Genomic DNA, 23374 nt, shown 5'->3' with positions numbered 1-23374 from the left:
ATTTATGAATTTTATTTTAAATTAAAATTTATTGAAAAATAATGTAACAATTTGTACTATTTTGGTACTAATAAATAAACCAACTAACTACAAGTGCAGAAAGATTTAGAGATTAAATTTTTATCGGACTTTGAGACAAACCAAAATATAGCACATAAAATTTGTAGAGTATATACTACAAATAGAGATGCTCATAATGACTTGTTTCAAGAAATAACAATTCAACTTTGGAAAAACTATCCGAAGTTTAGAGGAGATTCTAAATTTAGTACTTGGATGTATAGAGTGGCTTTAAACACCGCTATTTCTTTGTATAGAAAATCGACTAGAACAGTAAAAACACAAGATATTAGCGATTTTGCGTATAAAATTAAAGCTACAGATTATGATGATACAGAAGAAAAACAACTAGGTGCTTTGTATAAAGCCATACACAGATTAAATGATATTGATAAAGCGCTTATTTTCTTATACCTAGAAGATAAACCTTATAAAGAAATATCTGAAACATTAGGAATTACCTCTGTAAATGCAAGAGTAAAGATGAACAGAGCTAAAGAAAAATTAAAAAATATACTAAACCCATAGTTTATGGATGTATTAGACAATTATAAAAAGGCTTGGAAAAATCAGCCTGAAGAGCAAAATAAACACTCTGCTAAAGAGATTTATAAACTTGCTCATTCAAAATCTTCATCTATTGTAAAATGGATTTTTATTATTGGTATTTTAGAATTTTTATTCTGGAGTGCTTTAAATTTTGTGATTCCTGATAGTTTTTATCAAGTATATGAAGACCTTAATTTAACAGGGTTTTTAAAGGTATTTGTAGTTTTACACTACATAATTATTGCCATATTTTTGTATTTATTTTACAACAATCATCAAAGAGTATCTTTAACTGATAGTACAAGAAAATTAATGAAAAATATTCTACGAATTAGAAAAACAGTTAAGTACTATGTTTTTTATAATCTAGCTACTGTTTTTCTTATCAGCATAGTTTTAAATGTAGTAATGTTTTCTGACTCTGATAAATTAATGCAAACAATGAATCCTGATAATTTGGCTATTGATATGAGCCAAATTATTACTATAACTATTATTAGTCAAGTTGTTGCATTAATTATTATTTTGGTATTTCTATGGTTGTTTTACAAATTAGTCTACGGAATTCTTTTACGAAAATTAAACAAAAATTATAAAGAATTGGCTAGGTTAGATGCGTTAAATTAAACAATTGTATGAAAAAGTTATTCTTAGTATTATTTTTAGGTTTCTCAATACCGCTTGCTGCTCAACAAAAATCTGATTTTTGGGACAACGTTCAATTTGGTGGTGGTTTTACAGCTAGTTTTGGTAATCAAACAACTATTGGTATTTCGCCAAGTGCAATCTATAATTTTGATAATGGTTTTGCTTTAGGTGCAGGACTTGGTTATCTATACAGTGAAATTAATGATTTTACAACAAATGTATACAGTACAAGTATTATTGGATTGTATCAAACCAATTTTGGAGTTCAATTTTCTACAGATTTTGATTACTATTTTGCAAACCAATCTACTTTTAATGGTAATTCTATAAGTACAAATTTCCCAGCCTTACATTTAGGTGTCGCTTACAACCAAGGCAGATTTGCGTTGGGAATTCGTTATGACGTTTTGTATGATGAAAACAAAAGTATTTTTGCTTCACCAATATCGCCAGTAGTTCGTTTCTATTTTTAAAAAGCTTTTAGCTCTTTTAATAAAATTTCGTGCATGTCATCTGTATAATCTAAATGGGTTACAATTCTAATTTTACCTTCGCCCATAGGCGTTAATAGAATATTTTTTGCTGCCATTTTTTCAATAAAATTATCTACACCAATTTTATCATCTACATAAAAAATTAGAATATTGGTTTCTACAGGTTCTATTTTAGTAACATAACTACAGGTTTCTAAAACAGTAGCAATTTCTTTTGCTTTTTTATGATCTTCTGCTAATCTTTCTATGTTATTATCTAGAGCATAAATACCAGCTGCAGCTAAAAAACCAACTTGTCTCATACCGCCTCCTAATAATTTTCGAAGTCTTAAAGCATAAGCAATATTTTTTTTAGACCCCAATAAAAGAGAACCAATTGGAGCTCCTAAACCTTTAGACAAACAAATAGAAATAGTATCAAAAAGGGCTCCATATTGTTTTGGAGTTTGTTTTTTTGCAACCATAGCATTAAACAATCTTGCACCATCTAAATGATAAGCTAAATTGTTTTTTTGTGCCACTTGTTTAATTTTTTCTAATTCAGAAAAATCCCAACAAGCTCCACCACCTTTATTTGTCGTGTTTTCTACACAAATCATTTTGGTAAAAGGCAAATAAATTTGTGGTTTTACAGCAGCAAATTCTTCAATTTGACTTGCTGTAAACATACCCCTGTTTCCATCTATTAACTTACACGTAACTCCAGAATTAAATGCTACTCCTCCACTCTCATAATTATAGATATGAGCATATTTATCAGCAATAATTAAATCTCCTGGTTGCGTGTGCAATTTTATGGCTGTTTGGTTTGCCATTGTTCCTGATGGAAAAAAAAGAGCATCTTCCATACCAAACATTTTTGCAGCTTTTTGCTCTAGTGCGTTTACTGTAGGATCCATTTTAAAAACATCATCGCCTACTTTTGCATTCATCATTGCAGCTAACATCTCTGATGTTGGCTTAGTTACTGTATCTGAAATTAAGTCTATAACCATTGTTCTAAACTATAGAATAAAATGTAAATACACGTTAAATTTTTTTAAAAAAATAAATTATTATTTATTTTGATGCTACATTTACTAAGCATCAAAAATCCTTATAATGAAAAAGCTTGTTTTTCTATTAATTTTATGTGTCCATTTCTTTTCTTTTGGGCAGAATTCCACTTTTACAGAAGTTGTTAAAGATAAATTAGACCAGTTTACAAATGTAGATCATCAAGAAAAAATATTTGTTCATACAGATAAGAGTAATTACAATATTGAAGATCGTATTTGGTTTTCTGCTTATTTGGTTGATGCTACAAATCATTTAAAATCGAATAAAAGTAAGGTTGTACATGCTGAATTGATTAATGAAAAAGATAGCATTCTAGATCATAAAAAATTTTATATGTCAGAAGTTTCTGTTGCAGGAGATTTCTCAATTTCTGAGGATGTAAAACCTGGTAAATATTTAATTAGGGCATATACTAATTATATGAAAAATAGTGGTTCTGCTTCATTTTTTCAAAAGGAAATTATGATTTGGTCTGATAAAGTAAATCCTTTAACCATAAGTACTGAAAATAAAGAAATCATAGATAACAAACCCAATCTTCATTTTTATCCTGAAGGTGGTTATTTAGTAAACGACTTGAGTAATTTTGTTGCCATCAAATTAAAAAATTCAATTTTTAATGAGGTAAAAACACCTATTTCAATTTATGATCAAGATGATAATCTTGTAACTACTTTTTCATCTTCAAAATTTGGATTAGGGATGTTTAATATTACTCCTAAAAAAGATGAAACTTACTTTGCTAAAATTAGTTTTAAAGACACTGATTATACGTATCCTTTACCAAAAGCTTTGCCAGTTGGTAATGTTTTAAATGCAGTAATTAATAATGATGAAATTTTTATCAACTTAAAATCGAATAGAAATAATGGTCTTTTCAATACCACTTTAGTCATACATAAAAGAGGAAATATCTTATTTAATAAACAATTAAAAGAGCAATCTAAAAGTAAAGTTTTAAAGTTACCAATAGACAAATTAGATAATGGAGTTTTACATATTACATTATTCAATTCTAGTAACCAACCAACTTGCGAAAGATTGGTTTTTGTAAATAATAAAAATAATACTGTAAATGTTAACATAAAAAAATCGAGAGATTATTTTACACCAAGAAAAAAAGTAAGTCTAAATATTGATGTAAATGATTTTAAAGATAAAAATGTAGAAAGTATTTTATCATTGACTGTAAAGGATATGAATACTTTTCCAGAAAGCACAGATGCTGAAAATATTAAAACTTATTTATTATTAAATTCTGATGTAAAAGGAAAAATTGAAAACCCAAATTATTTCTTTGAAGAACAAGAAAATAATCAAAGAAAATATTTATTAGATTTAATTATGAGAACCAATGGTTGGCGAAGATTTACTTGGCAAGACCTACTTTTTAATCAAAAGTTAAATAGATTTGATGCAGAAAAAGGGCTATTTATTTCTGGTAAAACGTTTAGTATGAAAGCACCTTACAAGCCACAATCTCTACCTACGAGACTAACTTTTTACAGTAAAGTTATAGAACAAGAACCAATTAAAAATTCTGATGCTAATGGAAATTTTAGCTATGGTCCTTATGTTTTTTATGATTCAATTCCGGTTTTAGTAGAATCTAGATTAACCAATTTTAAATCCCAAAAAAAAGGAGATCGAAAAGTATTGATAGTAAAAAATAAAGAAGAAAAAAGCCCTGAAATTTACAGAGATACTACAGCAAGTCAAAACAATAAAAATAATTTAGATGCTTATTTAAAATATCAACAATACATTAAAGACATTGAAAATGCTTTTAAAAATCAAGAAAATATGCTGAGTGAAGTTGTCATAAAATCTAATCTAAAAACAGACAAAGATATTAGAAGAGATGAAATGAATGCTAGAACTTCTTATGGAAATTCTTTTAGAAGATTCGATATTGAAAACCAAATTGCTATTTCTAACAACGCTTTCGATATTTTTTACAATATACCTGGTGTAAATATAGTTGGCGATTCTATTTATATCAATAGAGAACCCAACAAACTACCTTTATTTTTATATGATGAAATGCCTGTAGATATTATAGATTTACAGAATATAGATGCATCAAATGTTTCTTTTGTTGATGTATTAATTGGTGCAGATGCTGCTTTCTTTTCTAATAGCGGCTCTGTAATTTCTATCTACTCTAAATTAGGAAATGGAAATGGAAATGGATTAAACTCAAAAGTAAAGAGAAAACCAGGAATTATCGATTTTAATGCTATCGGATTTTACACAGCCAAAGAATTCTATGCTCCAGATCATATTAACGGAATTGAAGAAAGTACAAAATCAGATTTAAGAACTACTTTACATTGGGAACCTCAAATTAAAACCACAGAAAATAACGAGGTAATTATCGACTTTTTTACTTCGGATTTAAAGAGCAATTATTTGATAGAAGTTCAAGGAATTACAAAAACAGGAATTCCTATTTACGGTACAAGTACAATTGTTGTTGAATAATTATTATTAATGTTTTAACATCAATCTTAGCTTATTTTCTTCTTTAGGATTTTTTAAAATCAGCCATTTTTTATGCGTAAAAAGAGTGTTTTGCCAATGATGCATTCTTTTTTTTCTAACCCAATAACTTTTAAATATCCACAGAAATAAACTTTCTTTAGAAAAGGTTCTACCTAAAGTTTCATAATTTTCTCCACAACATTTTTCTTTCAAAAAAACTCTTTTATAAGTTCTAATAAAATAGCGTCTTAAAACTAAGCTCAAAGAATAATCTAACCAAACTATTAAAGTTGCTTCTTGCCAAACTGAATCTTTTAAAAGTGATTGATAACTACCTGTAACAATCCATTCTTGATGTTTTGCTACTTCTGAATTTACATCATTTACAAATTCTTCATTTTCTTTTTCTACCCAATTTGGTAAAAAATGCAAATCATCTAAATCTATTTGCGGAATACCAAATTCTTTAGATATTTTTTTACCTAGCGTTGTTTTTCCTGTACAAGTTGTACCAGTAATAATTATTTTTCTATGCATTAAAATATTTATTTACTTGATTCTATTAGATAAAAAAATTCACTGAGCATTTTATTAAAACTCAGTGAATATTTGTTAATTCTATTTTTAAAAAGTCTTTAAAATTAATAACCTTCACTACCAATAGGCGAACCATCAGGCATTTTTGGAGCCGCTAATTTTTTAAATGAAGTCGGATTTTTTAAATATCCATCAATCATTTTTAATAATGCAGCATCATAAATTTTCTGAATTCCAGATGCGTTTTTAGTTTTTAAATAAGTTTTTATTTCATCTAACTTAAATAATACAATGGCATTTACTTGTTTGTATTGATTTTTATATGCTCCTAAATAAAACAATTGCTCTAAAACTTTAGAATTTATTACGTTTTGTAATTCTTGATGGTAATTATCTTTATGTGTTTTTTTTATGGATGCTTCAACTAAATCATCTATTAATGCATCTAATCCCAATTGATTTTTATCTAAACTTTTATGCGCTATTAATCGAGACATTCTTTGCGGATTTAATAATAAATTCAATGTCATATCAGAAGCAGTTTCTACTGCAGAAAAAGCATCAAAAGCAACCCCTAATTTACTTTTAAAAGATTCTCTAGTTCTATTATAACCAATTGCTCTAGGTGGAAATAATGCCAATTTTTCTTTAGGAATCGCAATTTCATCCACAGAAATCGTTTGTAAAATGGCTTCTAAAGCTTTTTTCTCTACATCTCCAGAAACTCTTTTAACTACTGTTTGGTTTCCGCCTTTAACAGCATAACTATAATCTAAACCACCAATTAATTTAGTTGTTGCTTCTGTTTGAAAACGATGTAAAAAATAAAGAGGTACAAACACATCTTCTAAAACAGAATAAGGTTGACCAGCTTTTATATTATCCGTAGAAAATTTTGCAATTGCAGTTTTTCTAACTTTTAAAAGATTGTTTAATTCGTCGTAAACATTTCCTCCATTATCCCACAAATGTGCTGTTGCACTTGCACTACCTTGAGGTCTTGCATCAGAATCTGATAAATATTTTAGTCCTTTTGCATAAGCATCTTCTAAAATTTTATTTAGGGCTTTGTTCTGATCTATTCCTTTAGGGAAATCTTGATAAGAATACGCAACAGTTACTTTATCCCAAGCACCAATTTTATCATCATAAGCATCAGAAAAATCTATTTTACCATTTTTTAAAGTAAATTTTGGATGTGGATAATCCATTACAGAAGTTCTACCATTTGTACTCGCTGCAAAATTATGACTAAAACCTAAAGTGTGCCCAATTTCGTGAGCCGATAATTGTCTAATTCTGGCAATTGCCATTTGCAATGCAAATTCATCATCAGCAGAATTATTTTTAAAAGGAGCTTGCAAAGCTTGCGCAATTAAATAATCTTGACGAATGCGTAAACTTCCTAAACTTACGTGGCCTTTTATAATTTCTCCAGTTCTTGGATCAGAAATATTAGAACCATAACTCCAACCTCTTGTAGATCTGTGTACCCATTGTACAACGTTATAACGTACATCTAACATATCTGCGCCTTCTGGCAACATTTTAAACTGAAAAGCATCTTTATAACCTGCAGCTTCAAAAGCTTGATTCCACCAACGTCCACCATCTAACAAAGCACTTCTTACAGGTTCTGGAGTTCCTCTATCTAAATAATAAATAATAGGTTCTACAGCTTCTGATATTGCTGCTTCTGGATTCTTTTTTTCTAATCTGTGTCTGTAAATAAAACGTTTTGTAATGGCTTCATTTACTGGTGTAGAATAGTCTAAATAACTCATCTGCCAAGAACCAGAACGTGGATCGTATTTTCTTGGTTTGTATTTATTATCTGGTAATTCTACAAAAGAATGATGTTGATTTACAGTAACTGCACTTGCATCTGGCACAACACTTCTAATGTTTCTACCTTTTGGAGACCCTTTAAATGTTAATAAAACATCGAACTCAATATTTTTAGGAAATGCTTTTGTTCTTTTTAAGTTAAATGCACTTCTACTTTTATCTAAACTGTAATTCCCTTCTTTGCTTCTTGCTAGTCTTGAGGCAACTCCGTGCGCATCTCTAATAAAAAAAGATGTTGCATCTACTAAATAATTATTTTCTTTGGTTTCTTTGATAACAAATCCGTGTAAAACAGATTTTGCAAATGCCTCTCTAACCGAGTTTTTTTCTTCTTCATTATCAGTAATAGCTCTATAATCTAAATTGGGTTGCACCATTAAAATTTTATTCCCAGCTTTTTTAAAATGTACTACAACTCCACCTCCTAATTGACCTCTATCTAAGCCAATATCATTAGAACCTAAACCTTCTGAAAGTGAGCGAACATAAAGAAATTCTTGATTTATTTTATCAATTTGTAAGTAAACTTTATCCTGATTTTCATCATAATAAAAAGTAAAATAACCTTCGTATTTGGTGATTCCTTTTTTTAGATTTTTACCAGTTTTCTCAGTAAGAAATTGCGAAAACCCGTTAAAATAAAGCGATAAGAAAAGTAAAAGAAGTAGTGTTTTTTTCATTGTAAAATTAATTTTTATAAATCTATAAAATAAGTATTAGCTATAAAAACCTAAAATCTTAAAATTTCATTTATTTTTGTTTTTCGAATTTATACTTACTACTCAGTATAAAAATTAGCCACGAATTCACGAATTATTTTTAAATTGATGAATTACGTAGCAAAACAAAATTTATGATTACACAAGACCAACTGAAAGATATAGCTACTAGAATTGAAAAATTAAAATCTTATTTAGAGATTGATAAAAAACTCATAGAAATAGCCAATGAAGAAGAAAAAACAGCAAATCCTGATTTTTGGAACGATCCAAAAGCAGCAGAAGTTGTTATGAAAGAACTACGTTTTAAAAAGAAATGGGTAGAAGATTACAACAAAGCCATTACTTTAAATGAAGATGTAAATGTTTTATATGAGTTTTATAAAGAAGATGAAGTTGATGAAAATGAAGTAATTGAACAATTTGATAAAGTAAGTGCTTTTTTAGAAGATATTGAATTTAAAAATATGCTTTCTGATGAAGGTGATTCTCTTTCTGCTGTAATACAAATTACAGCTGGTGCAGGAGGAACAGAATCTTGTGATTGGGCAGAAATGTTGTTTAGAATGTACACAATGTGGTCTGAAAAACAAGGCTTTAAATTAAAAACACTCAATTATCAAGCAGGAGATGCTGCAGGAATAAAAACAGTTACAGTAGAAGTTACTGGAGATTATGCCTTTGGATGGTTAAAAGGTGAAAATGGTGTACATAGATTAGTTCGTATTTCTCCTTTCGATTCTAATGCAAAACGTCATACTTCTTTTGCTTCTGTTTATGTATATCCTGTTGCTGATGATTCTATTGAAATTGATATAAATCCTGCTGATATAGAAATTACAACAGCAAGATCTAGTGGTGCTGGAGGTCAGAATGTAAATAAAGTTGAAACTAAAGTTCAGTTAACGCATAAACCATCAGGAATTCAAATTTCTTGTTCTAATTCTCGTTCTCAACACGATAATAGAGCTACAGCAATGCAAATGTTAAAATCGCAATTGTATGAAATTGAATTGCAAAAACAACAAGCTGCAAGAGATGATATTGAAGCAAACAAAATGAAAAATGAATGGGGAAGCCAAATAAGAAACTATGTAATGCATCCTTATAAATTAGTAAAAGATGTAAGAACTGCTCACGAAACTGGTAATGTTGATGCTGTTATGGATGGTAATATCAATTCATTTTTAAAGGCCTATTTAATGCTGAATGGGCAAAAAGCCAGTAATCAGTAATCAGTAATCAGTAATCAGTAATCAGTAATCAGTAATCAGTAATCAAAATTAAAAACTTTGAAACTTTGAAACTTTGAAACTTTGAAACTTTGAAACTTTGAAACTTTGAAACTTTGAAACTTTGAAACTTTGAAACTTTGAAACTTAAGAAAAAATGATAAAAATATACCACAACCCTAGATGTAGAAAATCTAGAGAAGGATTACAATTGTTAGAAAATTCTGGTAAAGAATTTGAGATTATTAAATATTTAGAAACTGTGCCAAGTGAAACTGAGCTAACAGAAATTATCAATTTATTAGGCATTACTCCAATTCAATTAGTTCGTAAAACTGAGAAAATTTGGAAAGAAAACTATAAAGGGAAAGAATTATCAGATTCAGAAATTATTAAAGTTATGGTAGAAAATCCGAAATTAATTGAACGCCCAATAATTATCAATAAAAACAAGGCTGTAATTGGTAGACCAACAGAAGCTATTGCTACAGTTTTATAAAGCTTAACTTTTTTAAAAACTTGTTTAACTTTTTTTTAACTAATATAAACTAAACTTAAATAGAACTTTGTAGTCTAAAACTAAAAACCAACAAGTCTTGATTAAAAAAATTATTCTATTTAGCTTTTTATTATCATCAGCAATTTTATTTGCACAACAAGGATCAACTTCTAACGAAGTTTCAATATCTGGTAAAGTTATCGACACAAACTCTAATCAACCTTTAGAGTATGCAACCATTGTTATAAAAAACACCAAAACCGATAAAGTTTCTGGTGGAATTACAGATTTTGATGGTAATTTTAATATTAAAACTCCAAAAGGAACATACATAATTAGTATAGAATATATTTCTTTTAAATCTAAAAACTACCCTGCACAAGAAATTACTAAAAACTTAAACTTAGGTACAATTAAACTTTCTGAGGATTTAAGCTCTTTGGATGAAGTAGTTATTATTGCAGAAAAAACAACTGTAGATATTCGTTTAGATAAAAAAGTATTCAATATAGGTAAAGATTTATCAATTCGTGGTGGTAGTGCCAGTGATGTTTTAGGTAACGTACCTTCTGTTCAAGTTGATGTTGAAGGTGCTGTAAGTTTAAGAGGTAATGAAAATGTTACTATTTTAATTGATGGTAGACCAAGTGCTTTAGTTGGTTTAAATGGTGCAGATGCATTAAGACAAATACCAGCAGAAGCTATAGAAAAGGTAGAAGTTATTACATCTCCATCTGCAAGATATGATGCAGAAGGTACAGCAGGAATCTTAAATATTATTTTAAGAAAAAATAAATTAACAGGGTTTAATGGTTCTTTACAATTAGATTTAGGTTACCCAGCAAGAGTGGGTACAGCTTTTAACGCTAACTGGAGAACTGAAAAATGGAACCTATTTACAAATACAGGTTTTAGATATAATGAAACACCTGGTAATGCATTAAGTGATACTGATTACTTTTTAGATACTGCACCAAATGCAAGAGTTGCAGAACAAAGAAATTTTGATAGATTAGGTAGATCTGTATTTACAAGTTTTGGTGCTGAATATTATTTAAGTCAAAACTCAAGTATTATTGGTAACATTATTTATAATTCTGGTAATGATGATGATGTAAACTCTAATGAAATTAACAGATATGATGCTGATGGAGGAATAAATGAAGCTACTTTTAGAACTGAAGACGAGTCTGAAGATGAAACTAGAATTCAATACACTTTAGATTATGTAAATAACTTTGATGGTAATGGAAAAAAACTATCTATAAATACTCAATACTCAACTGAAACAGAAGATATTTTAAATAATATTACAGAAGTAGATACTCAAACTAACTTATTAAACGATTTAGAACAAGTAATCGAAGATCAAGATGAAGATCGTTTTCTTTTACAAGCAGATTATGTACATCCTGTAGGTGAATCTATTCAGTACGAAGCTGGTTATAGAGGTAATTACAGAGATATTTATAATAAATTTTATTTAGCTGAAAGACAAGTTTTTCCTGATGGTCCTTTAGTAGCAGATACTGGTTTAAACAATTCATTTGGTTATAAAGAATTTGTGAATGCAGCATATTTTCAATACGGCCAAAAATTTAATAAAGTTTCTTTATTAGCAGGTTTGCGTTACGAAAATACATCTGTAGAAATTGAACAAGAAACTGCTAACAGCAGTAGCAAAAAAAGTTATGATAACCTTTTCCCAACACTTAATATCGGTTTAGAATTTAAAGATGGTGAAAATATGACAATAGGTTACAACAGAAGAATTAGAAGACCTAGAGGTAGAAGTCTAAACCCATTTCCAAGTCGTTCTAGCGAAAGTAATATTTACAGTGGTAACGTAGATTTAAACCCTGTTATTACAGATGCTTTAGATTTAGGTTACTTAAAAAGATGGAACAAGTTTACCTTAAGTACATCAATTTACTACAACAGAAGTAACGATAATTGGGAAAACATACAAGAAAACACAGGAGATTTTACAGATAATGGAGATCCTGTAATTAGAAGATTTCCAATAAATTTATCTTTAGAAGAAAGAGTTGGTTTTGAGTTTACATTAAATTATAAACCTTTTAAAATTTGGAATATTAATAGTGATTTTAATTTATATAACGTTTCTACTGAAGGAGATTATGTAAATACTACAACAAATGTTACTCAAAATTTCGATTTTAAAAATACTACATTTTTTATCAGATTAAACCAAAAGTTAACTTTACCTGGCAAAACAGATTTACAAATAAATTCTAATTTTAGAGGTGCTTCTGAAGATGCACAATCTTCAAGTAATGGTATTTTTACAATGAACATTGCTGCAAGTAAAGATTTATGGAACGAAAAAGCATCTTTAAGTTTAAATGTAAGTGATGTTTTTAACGGACGAAGAAGACAAAGTACAACAACTGTTCCAGATGTTTTTGAGCAATACAGTGAGTTTCAATGGAGAGAACGTCAAATTCGTGTAAGCTTTGTTTACAGATTTAATCAGAAAAAGAAAAACCAAAGAGGTGGTGATAGAGAAGAAATGGGTGGTGAAGAATTTGAAGGATAAACCACTTTTATAAACCTAAAACTTAAAAAAATAGTTTACTTGTATTAAGTAAGCTATTTTTTTTTATCTAATATTAAAGTACAGTAATTAACTAAAAATTAATAAGGGTATCAAAAAATACTTATTCAAGCTATTGTTCATTAATCTTTAGCACAAAAAAATGCTCGCAAATTGCGAGCATTTTTATAATAATATATTTTAGCTATAAAACTACTTACCTTCAGCAGCTTTTTTAGCTTCTCTTTTTAACTTCATATTCTCCCAAATTGTTCCTCCAATCCAGTAAGGCACTACAAATGTCAATAAAAAGATTAACAACCAAAAACCAGCTGTAAAAATGAACATAAATAAAACTAATCCTGAAAATTCTGAAAAATCTAACATCTGTATACTTTGAAATTTTAATTTTTCAAAAATAATACTAATTTTTAAAAATTCATATCAAAAAAATATTTTTTTTTACAATCTAAAAATGACATTTATCAACATTCTGTGCTAATTGTTTTTTGTAAATTTGTTTCATCATAAATTACACTAAAAATGACGAAATACAGAGTAGAGAAAGACACAATGGGTAAAGTAAATGTGCCAGCAGATAAATACTGGGGAGCACAAACTGAACGTTCTAGAAATAACTTTAAAATTGGTCCTGCTGCATCAATGCCTTTAGAAGTTGTTTATGGTTTTGCCTATCTTAAAAAAGCTGCAGCGTATACAAACACAGAGTTAGGTGTAATGGCCGCAGAAAAAAGAGATTTAATTGCAAAAGTTTGTGATGAAATTTTAGAAGGTAAACACAATGATCAATTTCCTTTAGTAATTTGGCAAACTGGTTCTGGTACACAATCTAATATGAATGTGAACGAAGTTATTGCTAACAGAGCTCATGAAATTGCTGGTAAAGTAATTGGTGAAGGCGAAAAAACCATTCAACCAAATGATGATGTAAATAAATCGCAATCATCTAACGATACTTTTCCTACAGGTATGCACATTGCTGCTTATAAAAAAATTGTAGAAACTACAATTCCTGGAATTATTAAACTTAGAGATACTTTACAAGCAAAATCAGAAGCTTTTAACGATGTTGTAAAAATTGGTAGAACGCATTTAATGGATGCTACTCCACTTACATTAGGTCAAGAATTTTCTGGTTATGTTGCACAATTAAACTTTGGTTTAAAAGCATTAAAAAACACATTAGAGCATTTATCTCAATTAGCTTTAGGTGGTACAGCTGTTGGTACAGGTTTAAATACGCCTGCAGGTTATGATGTTTTAGTAGCAAAATATATTGCAGAATTTACAGGTTTGCCTTTTGTAACTGCAGAAAACAAATTCGAAGCTTTAGCTGCACACGATGCTTTAGTAGAAACCCATGGCGCTTTAAAACAAGTTGCTGTTTCTTTAAATAAAATTGCAAACGATATTCGTTTAATGGCTTCTGGGCCAAGATCTGGAATTGGAGAAATTATTATACCTGCAAACGAGCCAGGATCTTCTATTATGCCAGGTAAAGTAAACCCAACACAATGTGAAGCAATGACAATGGTTTGTGCACAAGTTATGGGTAATGATGTTGCTGTAACTGTGGGTGGTACTCAAGGGCATTATGAGTTAAACGTTTTTAAACCAATGATGGCCGCAAACGTTTTACAATCTGCTCAATTAATTGGTGATGCTTGTGTTTCATTTACAGATAATTGTGCTGCTGGTATAGAGCCAAATCGCTCAAGAATTACAGAATTAGTAAACAACTCGCTAATGTTAGTTACTGCTTTAAATACAAAAATAGGGTATTATAAAGCTGCAGAAATTGCAAATACTGCACACCAAAACGGAACAACTTTAAAAGAAGAAGCTGTACGTTTGGGTTATGTAACTCCAGAACAATATGACGAATGGGTAAAACCTGCAGCAATGACTGGTAGTTTAAAATAAAAATATTAATTTTACAATCTCTTAAAGCTGCATCATTAATGCAGCTTTTTTTTGGCTAAAAAAATTAAATCATAATAATAGAAAATGAAGATGAACAATCACGAAGAATTTATGAGTGAAGCTGTAAAAGCAGCTTTAAAAGGAATGAACAATAATGAAGGCGGACCTTTTGGATGTATTGTAGTAAAAGACGGAGAAATTATTGGGCGTGGAAATAACAAAGTAACCTCTACAAATGACCCAACTGCCCACGCAGAAGTTACTGCAATTAGAGATGCTTGTAAAAAAGTAGGTTCTTTTCAGTTAGATGGTTGTATTATTTATACTTCTTGCGAGCCTTGCCCTATGTGTTTAGGTGCAATTTATTGGGCAAGACCAGATAAAGTATATTATGGAAGTAATCAACAAGATGCTGCAAATATTGGTTTTGATGATGAATTTATCTATAAAGAAATACCATTACCATACGAAAAAAGAAGTATCAAATTTGAGCAAGTTGGTCGAGAAATTGCTTTAGAGCCATTTCAAAAATGGAGCGAAAAACAAGATAAAATTGAATATTAATTTAAAAATCCTGATTATTACAATCAGGATTTTTTTTGTTAGACATAAAATGTTGTACTAACCTTAAACATATTAACGAAATCCATCAATTATTTTAACAACCATATGCCTGTTAATGTTTTATATTTGCAACAAATTTGAAATTAAAAAATGAAGAAAATTAGCACAATACTTTTTGGTTTATTAATGATGGTGGCTTGTAGCCAAGAGCAGCCAAAAGAGTATCTTACAATATCTGGAAAACTAGAAAACAGTAAAGATTCTATTATTTCTATTGCAGACAGAAAAGGAATTATCAAAGAAATAAAAATTAATACTGATGGTAGTTTTAAAGACACTTTAAAACTAAAAGACAATAAAGGAGAAATTTATACATTACTTACTAGCTCTAACAAAAGAGCGCCTATTTATTTAAAAAACGGATATAACCTTTCTTTAAATACTAATACTGATACTTTTTTAGAAAGCATTAAATTTTCTGGAGAAGGCGCATCTAACAGTAACTTTATTTTGGCTCAGATTGAGAGAAGTCAGAAAATGGGAAATCCACAATTAATTTTAGATTTAGAGCAAAAAGCTTTCAGAAAAAAAGTAGATAAAATAAAAGCTGATTTTGATAGTATTTTAGATTCTTATAATAATATTGATACAGCTTTATACACTTCTATAAAACAACAGAATCAACAAATTGTTACTTATTTTGATAATGCTTATGCTCAAAATAGAATGATGGCTAAAGGAAGACCATCACCAACATTCGAAAATTATGTTGATATAAAAGGAGGTACAAAATCTTTAAATTCTTTTAAGGGTAAGTACGTTTATATTGATGTTTGGGCAACTTGGTGTGGACCTTGTATTCAGCAAATTCCATATTTACAAGCTTTAGAAAAAGAATATCATAATAAAAATATAACTTTTGTAAGTATTTCTACGGATGAATCTAGAAGAAGTGGTGGTTCTTGGGAAGCTGCAGAAAAAAAATGGCGTGATTTTGTAAAAAAGAGAAATATGTCTGGTGTTCAATTATGGGCAGGACAAGATTATTCTTTTCAGCAAGATTATCAAATTAGCGGAATTCCTAGATTTATCTTAATTGATCCTCAAGGTAACATAGTAAATGCAAATGCACCAAGACCTTCTGATCCAAATTTAAAATCTTTATTTACTTCTTTAGGTATTTAGTGGAATTTAAAAGCTAAACCCTCTAAAAAGTTTGTTCGCTAATCTTACGAAATAATTCATAAATAAGATAAAAGAGAAAAAGAATACAGCAATTACACCAAAGTCTAAAAATGAATTAATATCATTTAAATGAATCATATATTGCCCAGTTTTATAAAGTAATATAGCTGTAATTGATAAAAGGAAAATCTGTTGTAAAGTGTTTTTAAACATAATTTAAGGATTTTATATGGTTTATAGCTTAATGCTATTCCAAATTTCTTAATTTATTGTGAATTAAAAAGAGCATCATAGTTTAAAAACATTTAACTATAGTCGAATATAATATTAGTAAAGATTTAGAAAAAACTAAACCCATAAAAAAAGCGAAATTCAATTAAGAATTTCGCTTTTTTTCTATTTATTTATAGAATACTTTACTCTTTATATACACCCATATCAGCATATTTATCCATTCTTTGCATTACCAAATCAGTATCAGATAAATCTTTTAATTCATCAAAAGCGGTAATTATTTGCTCTTTTACCATTGCAAAAGCTCCAGCTCTATCTGCATGTGCACCACCAACTGGTTCTTTAATGATACCATCAATTAACTTTAACTTTTTCATATCTGTACCCGTTAATTTTAAAGCGGCGGCTGCTTGCTCTTTAAACTCCCAACTACGCCATAAAATAGAAGAACAAGATTCAGGAGAAATTACGGTATACCAAGTATTTTCCATCATATAAACTCTATCTCCTACTCCAATACCAACTGCTCCACCAGAAGCTCCTTCACCAATAACAATGGTTATAATTGGTGTTTTTAAACGTGTCATTTCTAGAATATTTCTAGCAATAGCTTCTCCTTGTCCACGTTCTTCTGCTTCTAAACCAGGGTAAGCTCCAGGTGTATCTAACAAAGTAACCACAGGGATACCAAATTTCTCTGCCATTTTCATTAAACGCAAAGCTTTTCTATAACCTTCTGGGTTTGCCATACCAAAATTTCGATACTGGCGTGTTTTGGTATTATACCCTTTTTGTTGACCAATAAACATAAACGATTGGTCGCCAATTTTACCTAAACCACCAATCATAGCTTTATCATCTTTTACATTTCTATCTCCATGTAACTCCATAAAAGTATCTCCACAAATAGCTTCGATATAATCTAAAGTATAAGGTCTGCTTGGATGTCTAGATAATTGAACTCTTTGCCAAGGCGTTAAATTTTTGTAAATATCTTTTTTAGCAGTTGCTAATTTTTTTTCTATTTTTTTACAAGTAGCTGTAACATCTACATCACTTTCTTCACCAATAATCTGACATTTTTGAAGTTGATCTTCAAGCTCTTTTATTGGCATTTCAAAATCTAAATATTCCATTTTGTAGTTACTTTGATTAAGTTATTTCGATTAACAAACATACTATAAAAATTGCTTTTATAGCAAATTCATTTTACTTTTTTGGCTTTAACCTTAATTTAGCTTTCTGTTTAATTGCTGATTTATTCTTTAGAATACCGTTTAACAAAACAACACCTAAAACAATGGTGGCACCCAAATAAAATTCAGAATTCATTTTTTCTTTATCACCAAAAATAAACAATGCTAAAATAATAGCATAAATTGGCTCTAAATTGTTGGTAATAATTACTGTATATGGTGATAGATATTTCATTACTTGAACAGAAATTATAAATGCATATGCTGTACAAACACTACTTAGAATAAAAAGATATATCCAATCTGATTGTTTTAAATCAAAAAAAGATATAGAAAACTGATTGTTAACAAGTAGATATATTGTTACAAATAAAGTACCAAATAAAAGTTGGTAAAAAGATATTCTATTGGCATCATATTTTTTGATAAATAAACCATTTAAAACAGAAAATAAAGACCCTAAAAAAGAGGAAATTAATGCATAAATAATTCCTAATTTGTATTCACTTTCAAAGTTAAAAATAATGTAAAGACCCAAAATTACTAGTAAACCTAAAAGAATTTCTAAGGCTTTAATTTTTCGTTTAAAAAAAATTGGTTCTATTAATGATGTAAAAAAAGCAGCTGTACTCATTGTTACCAGCGCAACAGATACGTTAGAAACTTTAATGGCTTTAAAGAAGAAAATCCAATGTGTGGCAATTATAATACCAGTAAACAAAAATTTAGTTAGTCCTTTTTTATCAACTTTAAAAGACTTCTTTTTAAAAATAAAATAAAGTGCAATAAAAACTACTGCCAGCGTCATTCTAAAAAAAACTAACGGAATTGCATCAATCGTAATTAAAGCTCCAAGAATAGCTGTAAAACCCCAAATAAAAACAACAAGGTGTAATAGTAAATAATTTTTTAATCTACTTTCTTGCATTTAAATACAAATAAATGGCAATACAACCGAAAAAGAAATTAGGCATCCAAACATATAAAAGCGGATTTACACCAGCAACTCCTCCTAAAACTTCGGATACTTTTAATAGAAAAACATAGAAAAACATCATACCAAAACCTATGGCTAAGTTAACTCCGGTTCCTCCTCTTCTTTTTCTAAAAGCCAGAGCCACTGCAATAATTGTTAAAATATAAGATGCAATAGGTAAACTCGTTCTTTTATAAAACTCTACTAAATAAGCATTTAGATTTTTAACACCTCTTTTTTCTGAAACTTTAATAAATTTATACAATTCATCAGAAGGCATTTCTTGTGATAATGCCGATTTATAAATTAAATCTCTAGGTGTAAAATTAAAAACAGTATCAATTTTATCGCCTAAAAAAATACTATCTCTTTGATCGTAAATTTTTCTTAAACGCCAATTTTGTAATCTAAAAGTAGAATCTTTTTTATTATATTTTATGTTATCTGCAACCAATTTTGTTTTTAGCTCAATACCATCATACAACTCAGAAGAAAAATCGTAACCTCTATTATTTTCGGTATTATAATTTCTAATAAAAATATAAGTACTATCTGTTAGCTGTAAACTAAAATCGTTAATGTATTTAAATTCGTGTTTTTGTCTATTACCATTAATATACTCTTTCTCGAACTTTTTCCTGGTAGAACTACTTTGAGGAACCACAAAATGGTTCATTACCAAAGATAAAATTGTAATTAATGTTGCCCCAATAAAATAAGGATACAAAAAACGTGTAAATGAAACTTTTGCATTATTTATGGCAATAATTTCGGTGTTATTAGAAAGTTTAGATGTAAATAAAATTACAGCTATAAATAATGCCAAAGGCATAAAAGTATTGGTATAATAGATGATAAAATTCTTGTAATATTCATCTACAATTTGATAAAAACTTAAATCTGCATGTTCTAAAAAGTTATCAATTTTTTCTGCAATATCAATAGCAATTGCAATAGGAATTAAAACCAAAAGGGTAAACAAAAATGTTACCAAAAATCGTTTTAATATGTACCAATCAATTATTTTCATAATGTGTGCATCCTATAAAAGCCCAACTAAAATATTCTTAAAAGAAAATATTTTATTCCAATTGATGTCTTTTAATTTATTCTATTTCAATTATTTTTATAAAACTTTAATTACAACTTATAACTTTTACCTCAACTATAATCTTTTATCCATTTGTTTTACCATCATATCTTTCCACTCTCTAAAATCACCAGCTAAAATGTGTTTTCTAGCCTCGCGTGTTAACCACACGTAAAATCCTAAATTATGAATTGAAGCAATTTGTTTACCCAACATTTCTTTAGCCGCAAATAAATGACGTAAATAGGCTTTTGTATAATAGGTATCTACACCCGTTATACCCATTTCATCTATTGGAGAAAAATCATCTTCCCACTTTTTATTTTTGATGTTAATTGTTCCATGAGCTGTAAACAACATTCCGTTTCTTGCATTTCTTGTTGGCATAACACAATCGAACATATCTATACCTAATGCAATGTTTTCTAAAATATTAATTGGTGTACCCACACCCATTAAATAACGAGGTTTATCTTCTGGTAAAATCTCTGTTACCACCTCTGTCATAGCATACATTTCTTCTGCAGGTTCACCTACAGAAAGTCCGCCAATTGCATTTGCTGCCTGATTAGAATTTGCAATATATTCTGCAGATTGTCTTCTTAAATCTTTGTATGTACTACCTTGAACAATTGGCATAAAAGTTTGCTCAAAACCGTATTTAAAAGGTAATTTTTCTAAGTGATTTATACATCTATCCAACCATCTATGTGTCATGTGCATAGAACGTTTTGCATAATTATAATCGCAAGGATAAGGTGTACATTCATCAAATGCCATAATAATATCAGCCCCGATTGTGCGTTGAGTTTCCATAACGTTTTCGGGTGTAAAAAAGTGCATAGAACCGTCTATATGACTTTTAAATTTTACACCTTGTTCGTTAATTTTTCTTCTTCCTGATAAAGAATAAACTTGGTAACCACCAGAATCTGTAAGAATATTTCTATCCCAATTCATAAACTTGTGCAAACCACCTGCTTTTTCTAAAATCTCTAAACCTGGTCTTAAATATAAATGATAGGTGTTACCCAAAATAATATCTGGATTAACCTCTGTTTTAAGTTCTGTTTGATGTACGCCTTTTACGGTACCTACAGTACCTACAGGCATAAAAATAGGAGTTTCTATAACTCCATGATCTGTTGTAATTGAACCTGCTCTAGCTTTGCTTTTGGGGTCAGTAAGTTTTAAATCGAATTTCATTGGGCGCAAAGATAATACTATTTAAGAATTGAAAAATTAAAAGATTCTTAAACCTTTTGTCTTTGCTTTAATAGACAACTATTTAAAATCGTCTTTTCTTTTTTGATGAAGAACCAGCATTTCTTTTCTTGTTTTTAGGTGATGATTTTCTAAAGGAAGCACTTTTCTTATTAAAATCGTTTTTGGTTGGTGTCGATTTTCTTTTAGGTTTTGCTGTTTTTGGTTTTTCTTTTACTACTGAAGCTTCTTCTGTTTTAGATGATGAAGCAATCATTGTATTTATTTCTTTTAGCTCATCTTCAGTAAGTTCACGCCAATCTCCTTGTTTTAAATTACGCAGTTCAACATTCATAATTCTTGTGCGTTTTAGTTTGGTAACTTCATAATCTAAATACTCGCACATTCTTCTAATCTGTCTGTTTAAACCTTGAACTAGAATAATTTTAAAAACCTTTTCTGATACCTTTTCTACTTTACACTTTTTTGTAATTGTACCTAAAATCGGGATTCCATTACTCATTTTTCTAATAAAATCATCGTCAATTCTTTTATCAACAGAAACAATATATTCTTTTTCGTGATTGTTACCTGCTCTTAAAATTTTATTTACAATGTCTCCATCATTGGTTAAAAAAATTAATCCTTCAGAGGGTTTGTCTAAACGACCAATTGGAAACAACCTTTCTGGATGATTAATATGTTTTACAATATTATCTCTTTCTCTAGAATCTGTAGTAGAAACAATACCTACAGGCTTATTTAAAGCAATATAAAGTGTTTTTGGTTTTGGTTTTAGTAATCTGCCATCAACCTTAACTACATCATTTTTAAAAACACGATTTCCTAATTGTGTAGGTTTACCATTTATAGTAACTCTACCTTCTGTGATTAGCTTTTCGGCTTCTCTACGTGAACAAATTCCTGTAGAGCTAATGAATTTATTAAGATTTGTTGATTGTTGATTATTATGATCCAAAGAAAAATATTTTCAACAAAAGTAAAAATAAGATTATAATTTATGGCTTTAAAGATTATTTTCTTACGGATTTAATCTATTCTTCTTTGGCTAAACCAATTTCCAACAAAATTTAAATTCAATGTAATTTTATGGAAATTCTCTTGAATTAAACCATTATTTAAAGTACCTTCTTTACCATAAGAATAAGCAATATTAAAGTTATTCTGACTGTTCTTTTTCATTGGTAAACCTAAACCAACAGAAACAAAATAACTATCTATTTGCTGATTTGATATCTTTAAAAACCCTGTATTATAATTTAAACCAAATCTATATTTTACGTTAGACCAATAACTGTACTTAGTTTTATTTGGTAAAAATTCAACACCAAAAGCATAAATAGATTCGTCTGTGTAACGTTCGTTATTTAATTCTTGGTTAGTATCATTCCACATTAGTTTTCTAAAATCTAAACTAGTTGTAATGGTATTATTAAATTTTGATGTAATACCCAAACCAAAACTTGTTGGCAATTCGTAATTATCTAAATCATTTTCTACCTCATCTTCTATTGTTAATTCAGAACCTGTAGTCGTAGTTTTATAAGAAGTTCTAGTTTGTTTACCTGTTAATGAAGTTGGCAACTCAAAAGTACCACCAATTGTGGTTTCTATATTTTTTATTTTTGGTAATTTGTACTGAAAGCCTGTTTTTAACTTTACACCATTGTAATAATTTTGATCTAAAATAGAAACAAAAGAATCTGAATACACTTGACTTTCTTGCTCTATAGAACCAAAAAGAAAAGAAAAATCAATTCCAATTGATAAGTTTTTTAAAGGCTGAAAACCTGCTGCAATAAAAAATTTATTCAAACCTCCAGATCCAGTTATTCTTGTGGTAAAAGTATCTAAAGTACCTTCTACAGGGCTTTCTATATCTATATTATAGCCAGTTTTTGTGTATGGTAAAAGACCAATACTCATTCCTAAATTTTTACGAAGAGGAAAAGCAATGGCAATGTGAGAAATATTACCATTATTGCTGGTTTCGCTAATGTTATCGGTTTTTAAAGTTGAATATGTACCATTTAAACCAAATTCATATAAAAATGATTTTGATAATAAATTACCCAAACTAGCAGGATTAAAAATGTTTATTTCATAAGGAGTAGATTGTGCAATACCAGTATTTCCTAAACCTGTTAAACCACCAGTTGCTGTTTTATTTTCTACACCTAAACCAAATAAAGAATAAGGTGTATTTGCGTTGTTTTGTGTAAATATTGATTGTGTAGCAACGATAAGTACAATTAATAATATATTTTTTTGCATC

General features: G+C 29.0%; 20 protein-coding genes. 10 read left to right on the top strand and 10 right to left on the bottom strand.

The window, feature by feature from the left end; all coding sequences use genetic code 11:
• Positions 1 to 93: 93 nt before the first annotated feature.
• Genes BW723_RS12520 through BW723_RS12510 form a run of 3 tightly spaced genes read left to right on the top strand, consistent with a single transcriptional unit; the run spans position 94 to position 1730 of the window.
• Positions 94 to 588 carry an RNA polymerase sigma factor gene (locus BW723_RS12520; protein ID WP_068360547.1) on the top strand — a complete coding sequence of 165 codons (495 nt, stop codon included), beginning with the start codon at positions 94 to 96 and terminating at the stop codon, positions 586 to 588.
• Between the two features lie 3 nt (positions 589 to 591).
• The gene (locus BW723_RS12515; protein ID WP_068360549.1) at positions 592 to 1236 is read left to right on the top strand and encodes a hypothetical protein; all 645 of its coding nucleotides are present in this window, start codon (positions 592 to 594) and stop codon (positions 1234 to 1236) included.
• Positions 1237 to 1244: 8 nt separating this feature from the next.
• Entirely contained in the window at positions 1245 to 1730 is a 486-nt protein-coding gene (locus BW723_RS12510; RefSeq protein ID WP_068360553.1) for a hypothetical protein, read from the top strand.
• On the opposite strand, the gene BW723_RS12505 is transcribed toward BW723_RS12510, so the two are convergent.
• On the bottom strand, positions 1727 to 2746 hold the full coding sequence (locus BW723_RS12505; RefSeq protein ID WP_068360556.1) for a threonine aldolase family protein: 1020 nt from the start codon (positions 2744 to 2746) through the stop codon (positions 1727 to 1729). The genes BW723_RS12510 and BW723_RS12505 overlap by 4 nt on opposite strands.
• 106 nt (positions 2747 to 2852) lie before the next feature.
• On the opposite strand from BW723_RS12505, the gene BW723_RS12500 reads away from it, so the two are divergent.
• Positions 2853 to 5294, top strand: a complete 2442-nt coding sequence (locus BW723_RS12500; RefSeq protein WP_068360559.1) for a hypothetical protein — start codon at positions 2853 to 2855, stop codon at positions 5292 to 5294.
• A 6-nt stretch (positions 5295 to 5300) separates the two neighbouring features.
• Here the strand turns inward: BW723_RS12500 and BW723_RS12495 are convergent, their stop codons facing one another.
• Together BW723_RS12495 and BW723_RS12490 are read right to left on the bottom strand one after the other, a co-directional pair.
• Positions 5301 to 5831 (bottom strand): AAA family ATPase, encoded by a 531-nt coding sequence (locus tag BW723_RS12495; RefSeq protein ID WP_068360562.1) that lies wholly within the window; start codon positions 5829 to 5831, stop codon positions 5301 to 5303.
• Positions 5832 to 5935: 104 nt separating this feature from the next.
• Positions 5936 to 8359, bottom strand: a complete 2424-nt coding sequence (locus BW723_RS12490; protein ID WP_068360565.1) for a zinc-dependent metalloprotease — start codon at positions 8357 to 8359, stop codon at positions 5936 to 5938.
• Positions 8360 to 8532: 173 nt separating this feature from the next.
• Here BW723_RS12490 and prfB point away from each other — a divergent pair, with 173 nt between their 5' ends.
• From prfB to BW723_RS12475, 3 genes are all read left to right on the top strand, one after another.
• Complete coding sequence (prfB, locus tag BW723_RS12485; RefSeq protein WP_068360568.1) at positions 8533 to 9633, top strand: peptide chain release factor 2; 1101 nt, start codon at positions 8533 to 8535, stop codon at positions 9631 to 9633.
• A gap of 154 nt (positions 9634 to 9787) precedes the next feature.
• Positions 9788 to 10129 carry an arsenate reductase (glutaredoxin) gene (gene arsC / locus BW723_RS12480; protein ID WP_068360571.1) on the top strand — a complete coding sequence of 114 codons (342 nt, stop codon included), beginning with the start codon at positions 9788 to 9790 and terminating at the stop codon, positions 10127 to 10129.
• Between the two features lie 97 nt (positions 10130 to 10226).
• The gene (locus BW723_RS12475; RefSeq protein WP_083139746.1) at positions 10227 to 12689 is read left to right on the top strand and encodes a TonB-dependent receptor; all 2463 of its coding nucleotides are present in this window, start codon (positions 10227 to 10229) and stop codon (positions 12687 to 12689) included.
• A gap of 210 nt (positions 12690 to 12899) precedes the next feature.
• Here BW723_RS12475 and BW723_RS17865 read toward each other — a convergent pair whose 3' ends face one another.
• The gene (locus BW723_RS17865) at positions 12900 to 13073 is read right to left on the bottom strand and encodes a hypothetical protein (protein WP_169835736.1); all 174 of its coding nucleotides are present in this window, start codon (positions 13071 to 13073) and stop codon (positions 12900 to 12902) included.
• A gap of 156 nt (positions 13074 to 13229) precedes the next feature.
• On the opposite strand from BW723_RS17865, the gene fumC reads away from it, so the two are divergent.
• From fumC to BW723_RS12460, 3 genes are all read left to right on the top strand, one after another.
• Positions 13230 to 14630 carry a class II fumarate hydratase gene (fumC, locus tag BW723_RS12470; RefSeq protein ID WP_068360574.1) on the top strand — a complete coding sequence of 467 codons (1401 nt, stop codon included), beginning with the start codon at positions 13230 to 13232 and terminating at the stop codon, positions 14628 to 14630.
• Positions 14631 to 14720: 90 nt separating this feature from the next.
• Positions 14721 to 15194, top strand: coding sequence for a nucleoside deaminase (locus BW723_RS12465; RefSeq protein WP_068360680.1), 474 nt, complete (start codon positions 14721 to 14723; stop codon positions 15192 to 15194).
• 150 nt (positions 15195 to 15344) lie between these two features.
• The gene (locus tag BW723_RS12460) at positions 15345 to 16379 is read left to right on the top strand and encodes a TlpA family protein disulfide reductase (protein ID WP_068360577.1); all 1035 of its coding nucleotides are present in this window, start codon (positions 15345 to 15347) and stop codon (positions 16377 to 16379) included.
• 416 nt (positions 16380 to 16795) lie between these two features.
• Here the strand turns inward: BW723_RS12460 and BW723_RS12455 are convergent, their stop codons facing one another.
• The 6 genes from BW723_RS12455 to BW723_RS12430 all read right to left on the bottom strand — a co-directional run bounded on the left by BW723_RS12455 (position 16796) and on the right by BW723_RS12430 (position 23373).
• A complete protein-coding gene (locus BW723_RS12455) occupies positions 16796 to 17749 on the bottom strand; it encodes an acetyl-CoA carboxylase carboxyltransferase subunit alpha (RefSeq protein ID WP_068360580.1) in 954 nt (317 codons plus the stop codon).
• Positions 17750 to 17822: 73 nt separating this feature from the next.
• Positions 17823 to 18737 carry a DMT family transporter gene (locus BW723_RS12450; RefSeq protein WP_068360583.1) on the bottom strand — a complete coding sequence of 305 codons (915 nt, stop codon included), beginning with the start codon at positions 18735 to 18737 and terminating at the stop codon, positions 17823 to 17825.
• Entirely contained in the window at positions 18724 to 19815 is a 1092-nt protein-coding gene (locus BW723_RS12445; protein ID WP_076686395.1) for an LptF/LptG family permease, read from the bottom strand. Before BW723_RS12445 ends, BW723_RS12450 begins: the two co-directional genes overlap by 14 nt.
• Positions 19816 to 19950: 135 nt before the next feature.
• Complete coding sequence (gene tgt, locus BW723_RS12440) at positions 19951 to 21081, bottom strand: tRNA guanosine(34) transglycosylase Tgt (RefSeq protein WP_068360586.1); 1131 nt, start codon at positions 21079 to 21081, stop codon at positions 19951 to 19953.
• Positions 21082 to 21163: 82 nt separating this feature from the next.
• A complete protein-coding gene (gene rluF, locus BW723_RS12435) occupies positions 21164 to 22057 on the bottom strand; it encodes a 23S rRNA pseudouridine(2604) synthase RluF (RefSeq protein ID WP_068360590.1) in 894 nt (297 codons plus the stop codon).
• A 71-nt stretch (positions 22058 to 22128) separates the two neighbouring features.
• Positions 22129 to 23373: a PorV/PorQ family protein gene (locus BW723_RS12430; protein WP_068360593.1), complete on the bottom strand. Its 1245-nt coding sequence runs from the start codon at positions 23371 to 23373 to the stop codon at positions 22129 to 22131.
• Position 23374: the final 1 nt, after the last annotated feature.

The organism is Polaribacter reichenbachii (assembly GCF_001975665.1).
GTDB lineage: Bacteria > Bacteroidota > Bacteroidia > Flavobacteriales > Flavobacteriaceae > Polaribacter > Polaribacter reichenbachii.
The sequence above is the reverse complement of the archived record's forward strand: the minus strand, read 5'-3'. Positions and strand labels throughout refer to the sequence as shown.

Excerpts from the sequence above, each read along its gene's own strand:
- arsC (WP_068360571.1), top strand. The coding sequence starts at position 9,788 with ATGATAAAAATATACCACAACCCTAGATGTAGAAAATCTAGAGAAGGA.
- BW723_RS12495 (WP_068360562.1), bottom strand. The coding sequence starts at position 5,831 with ATGCATAGAAAAATAATTATTACTGGTACAACTTGTACAGGAAAAACA.
- BW723_RS12490 (WP_068360565.1), bottom strand. The coding sequence starts at position 8,359 with ATGAAAAAAACACTACTTCTTTTACTTTTCTTATCGCTTTATTTTAAC.
- prfB (WP_068360568.1), top strand. The coding sequence starts at position 8,533 with ATGATTACACAAGACCAACTGAAAGATATAGCTACTAGAATTGAAAAA.
- BW723_RS12455 (WP_068360580.1), bottom strand. The coding sequence starts at position 17,749 with ATGGAATATTTAGATTTTGAAATGCCAATAAAAGAGCTTGAAGATCAA.
- tgt (WP_068360586.1), bottom strand. The coding sequence starts at position 21,081 with ATGAAATTCGATTTAAAACTTACTGACCCCAAAAGCAAAGCTAGAGCA.
- BW723_RS12500 (WP_068360559.1), top strand. The coding sequence starts at position 2,853 with ATGAAAAAGCTTGTTTTTCTATTAATTTTATGTGTCCATTTCTTTTCT.
- BW723_RS12445 (WP_076686395.1), bottom strand. The coding sequence starts at position 19,815 with ATGAAAATAATTGATTGGTACATATTAAAACGATTTTTGGTAACATTT.
- fumC (WP_068360574.1), top strand. The coding sequence starts at position 13,230 with ATGACGAAATACAGAGTAGAGAAAGACACAATGGGTAAAGTAAATGTG.
- BW723_RS12465 (WP_068360680.1), top strand. The coding sequence starts at position 14,721 with ATGAACAATCACGAAGAATTTATGAGTGAAGCTGTAAAAGCAGCTTTA.
- BW723_RS17865 (WP_169835736.1), bottom strand. The coding sequence starts at position 13,073 with ATGTTAGATTTTTCAGAATTTTCAGGATTAGTTTTATTTATGTTCATT.
- BW723_RS12515 (WP_068360549.1), top strand. The coding sequence starts at position 592 with ATGGATGTATTAGACAATTATAAAAAGGCTTGGAAAAATCAGCCTGAA.
- BW723_RS12450 (WP_068360583.1), bottom strand. The coding sequence starts at position 18,737 with ATGCAAGAAAGTAGATTAAAAAATTATTTACTATTACACCTTGTTGTT.
- BW723_RS12460 (WP_068360577.1), top strand. The coding sequence starts at position 15,345 with ATGAAGAAAATTAGCACAATACTTTTTGGTTTATTAATGATGGTGGCT.
- BW723_RS12430 (WP_068360593.1), bottom strand. The coding sequence starts at position 23,373 with ATGCAAAAAAATATATTATTAATTGTACTTATCGTTGCTACACAATCA.
- BW723_RS12505 (WP_068360556.1), bottom strand. The coding sequence starts at position 2,746 with ATGGTTATAGACTTAATTTCAGATACAGTAACTAAGCCAACATCAGAG.
- BW723_RS12510 (WP_068360553.1), top strand. The coding sequence starts at position 1,245 with ATGAAAAAGTTATTCTTAGTATTATTTTTAGGTTTCTCAATACCGCTT.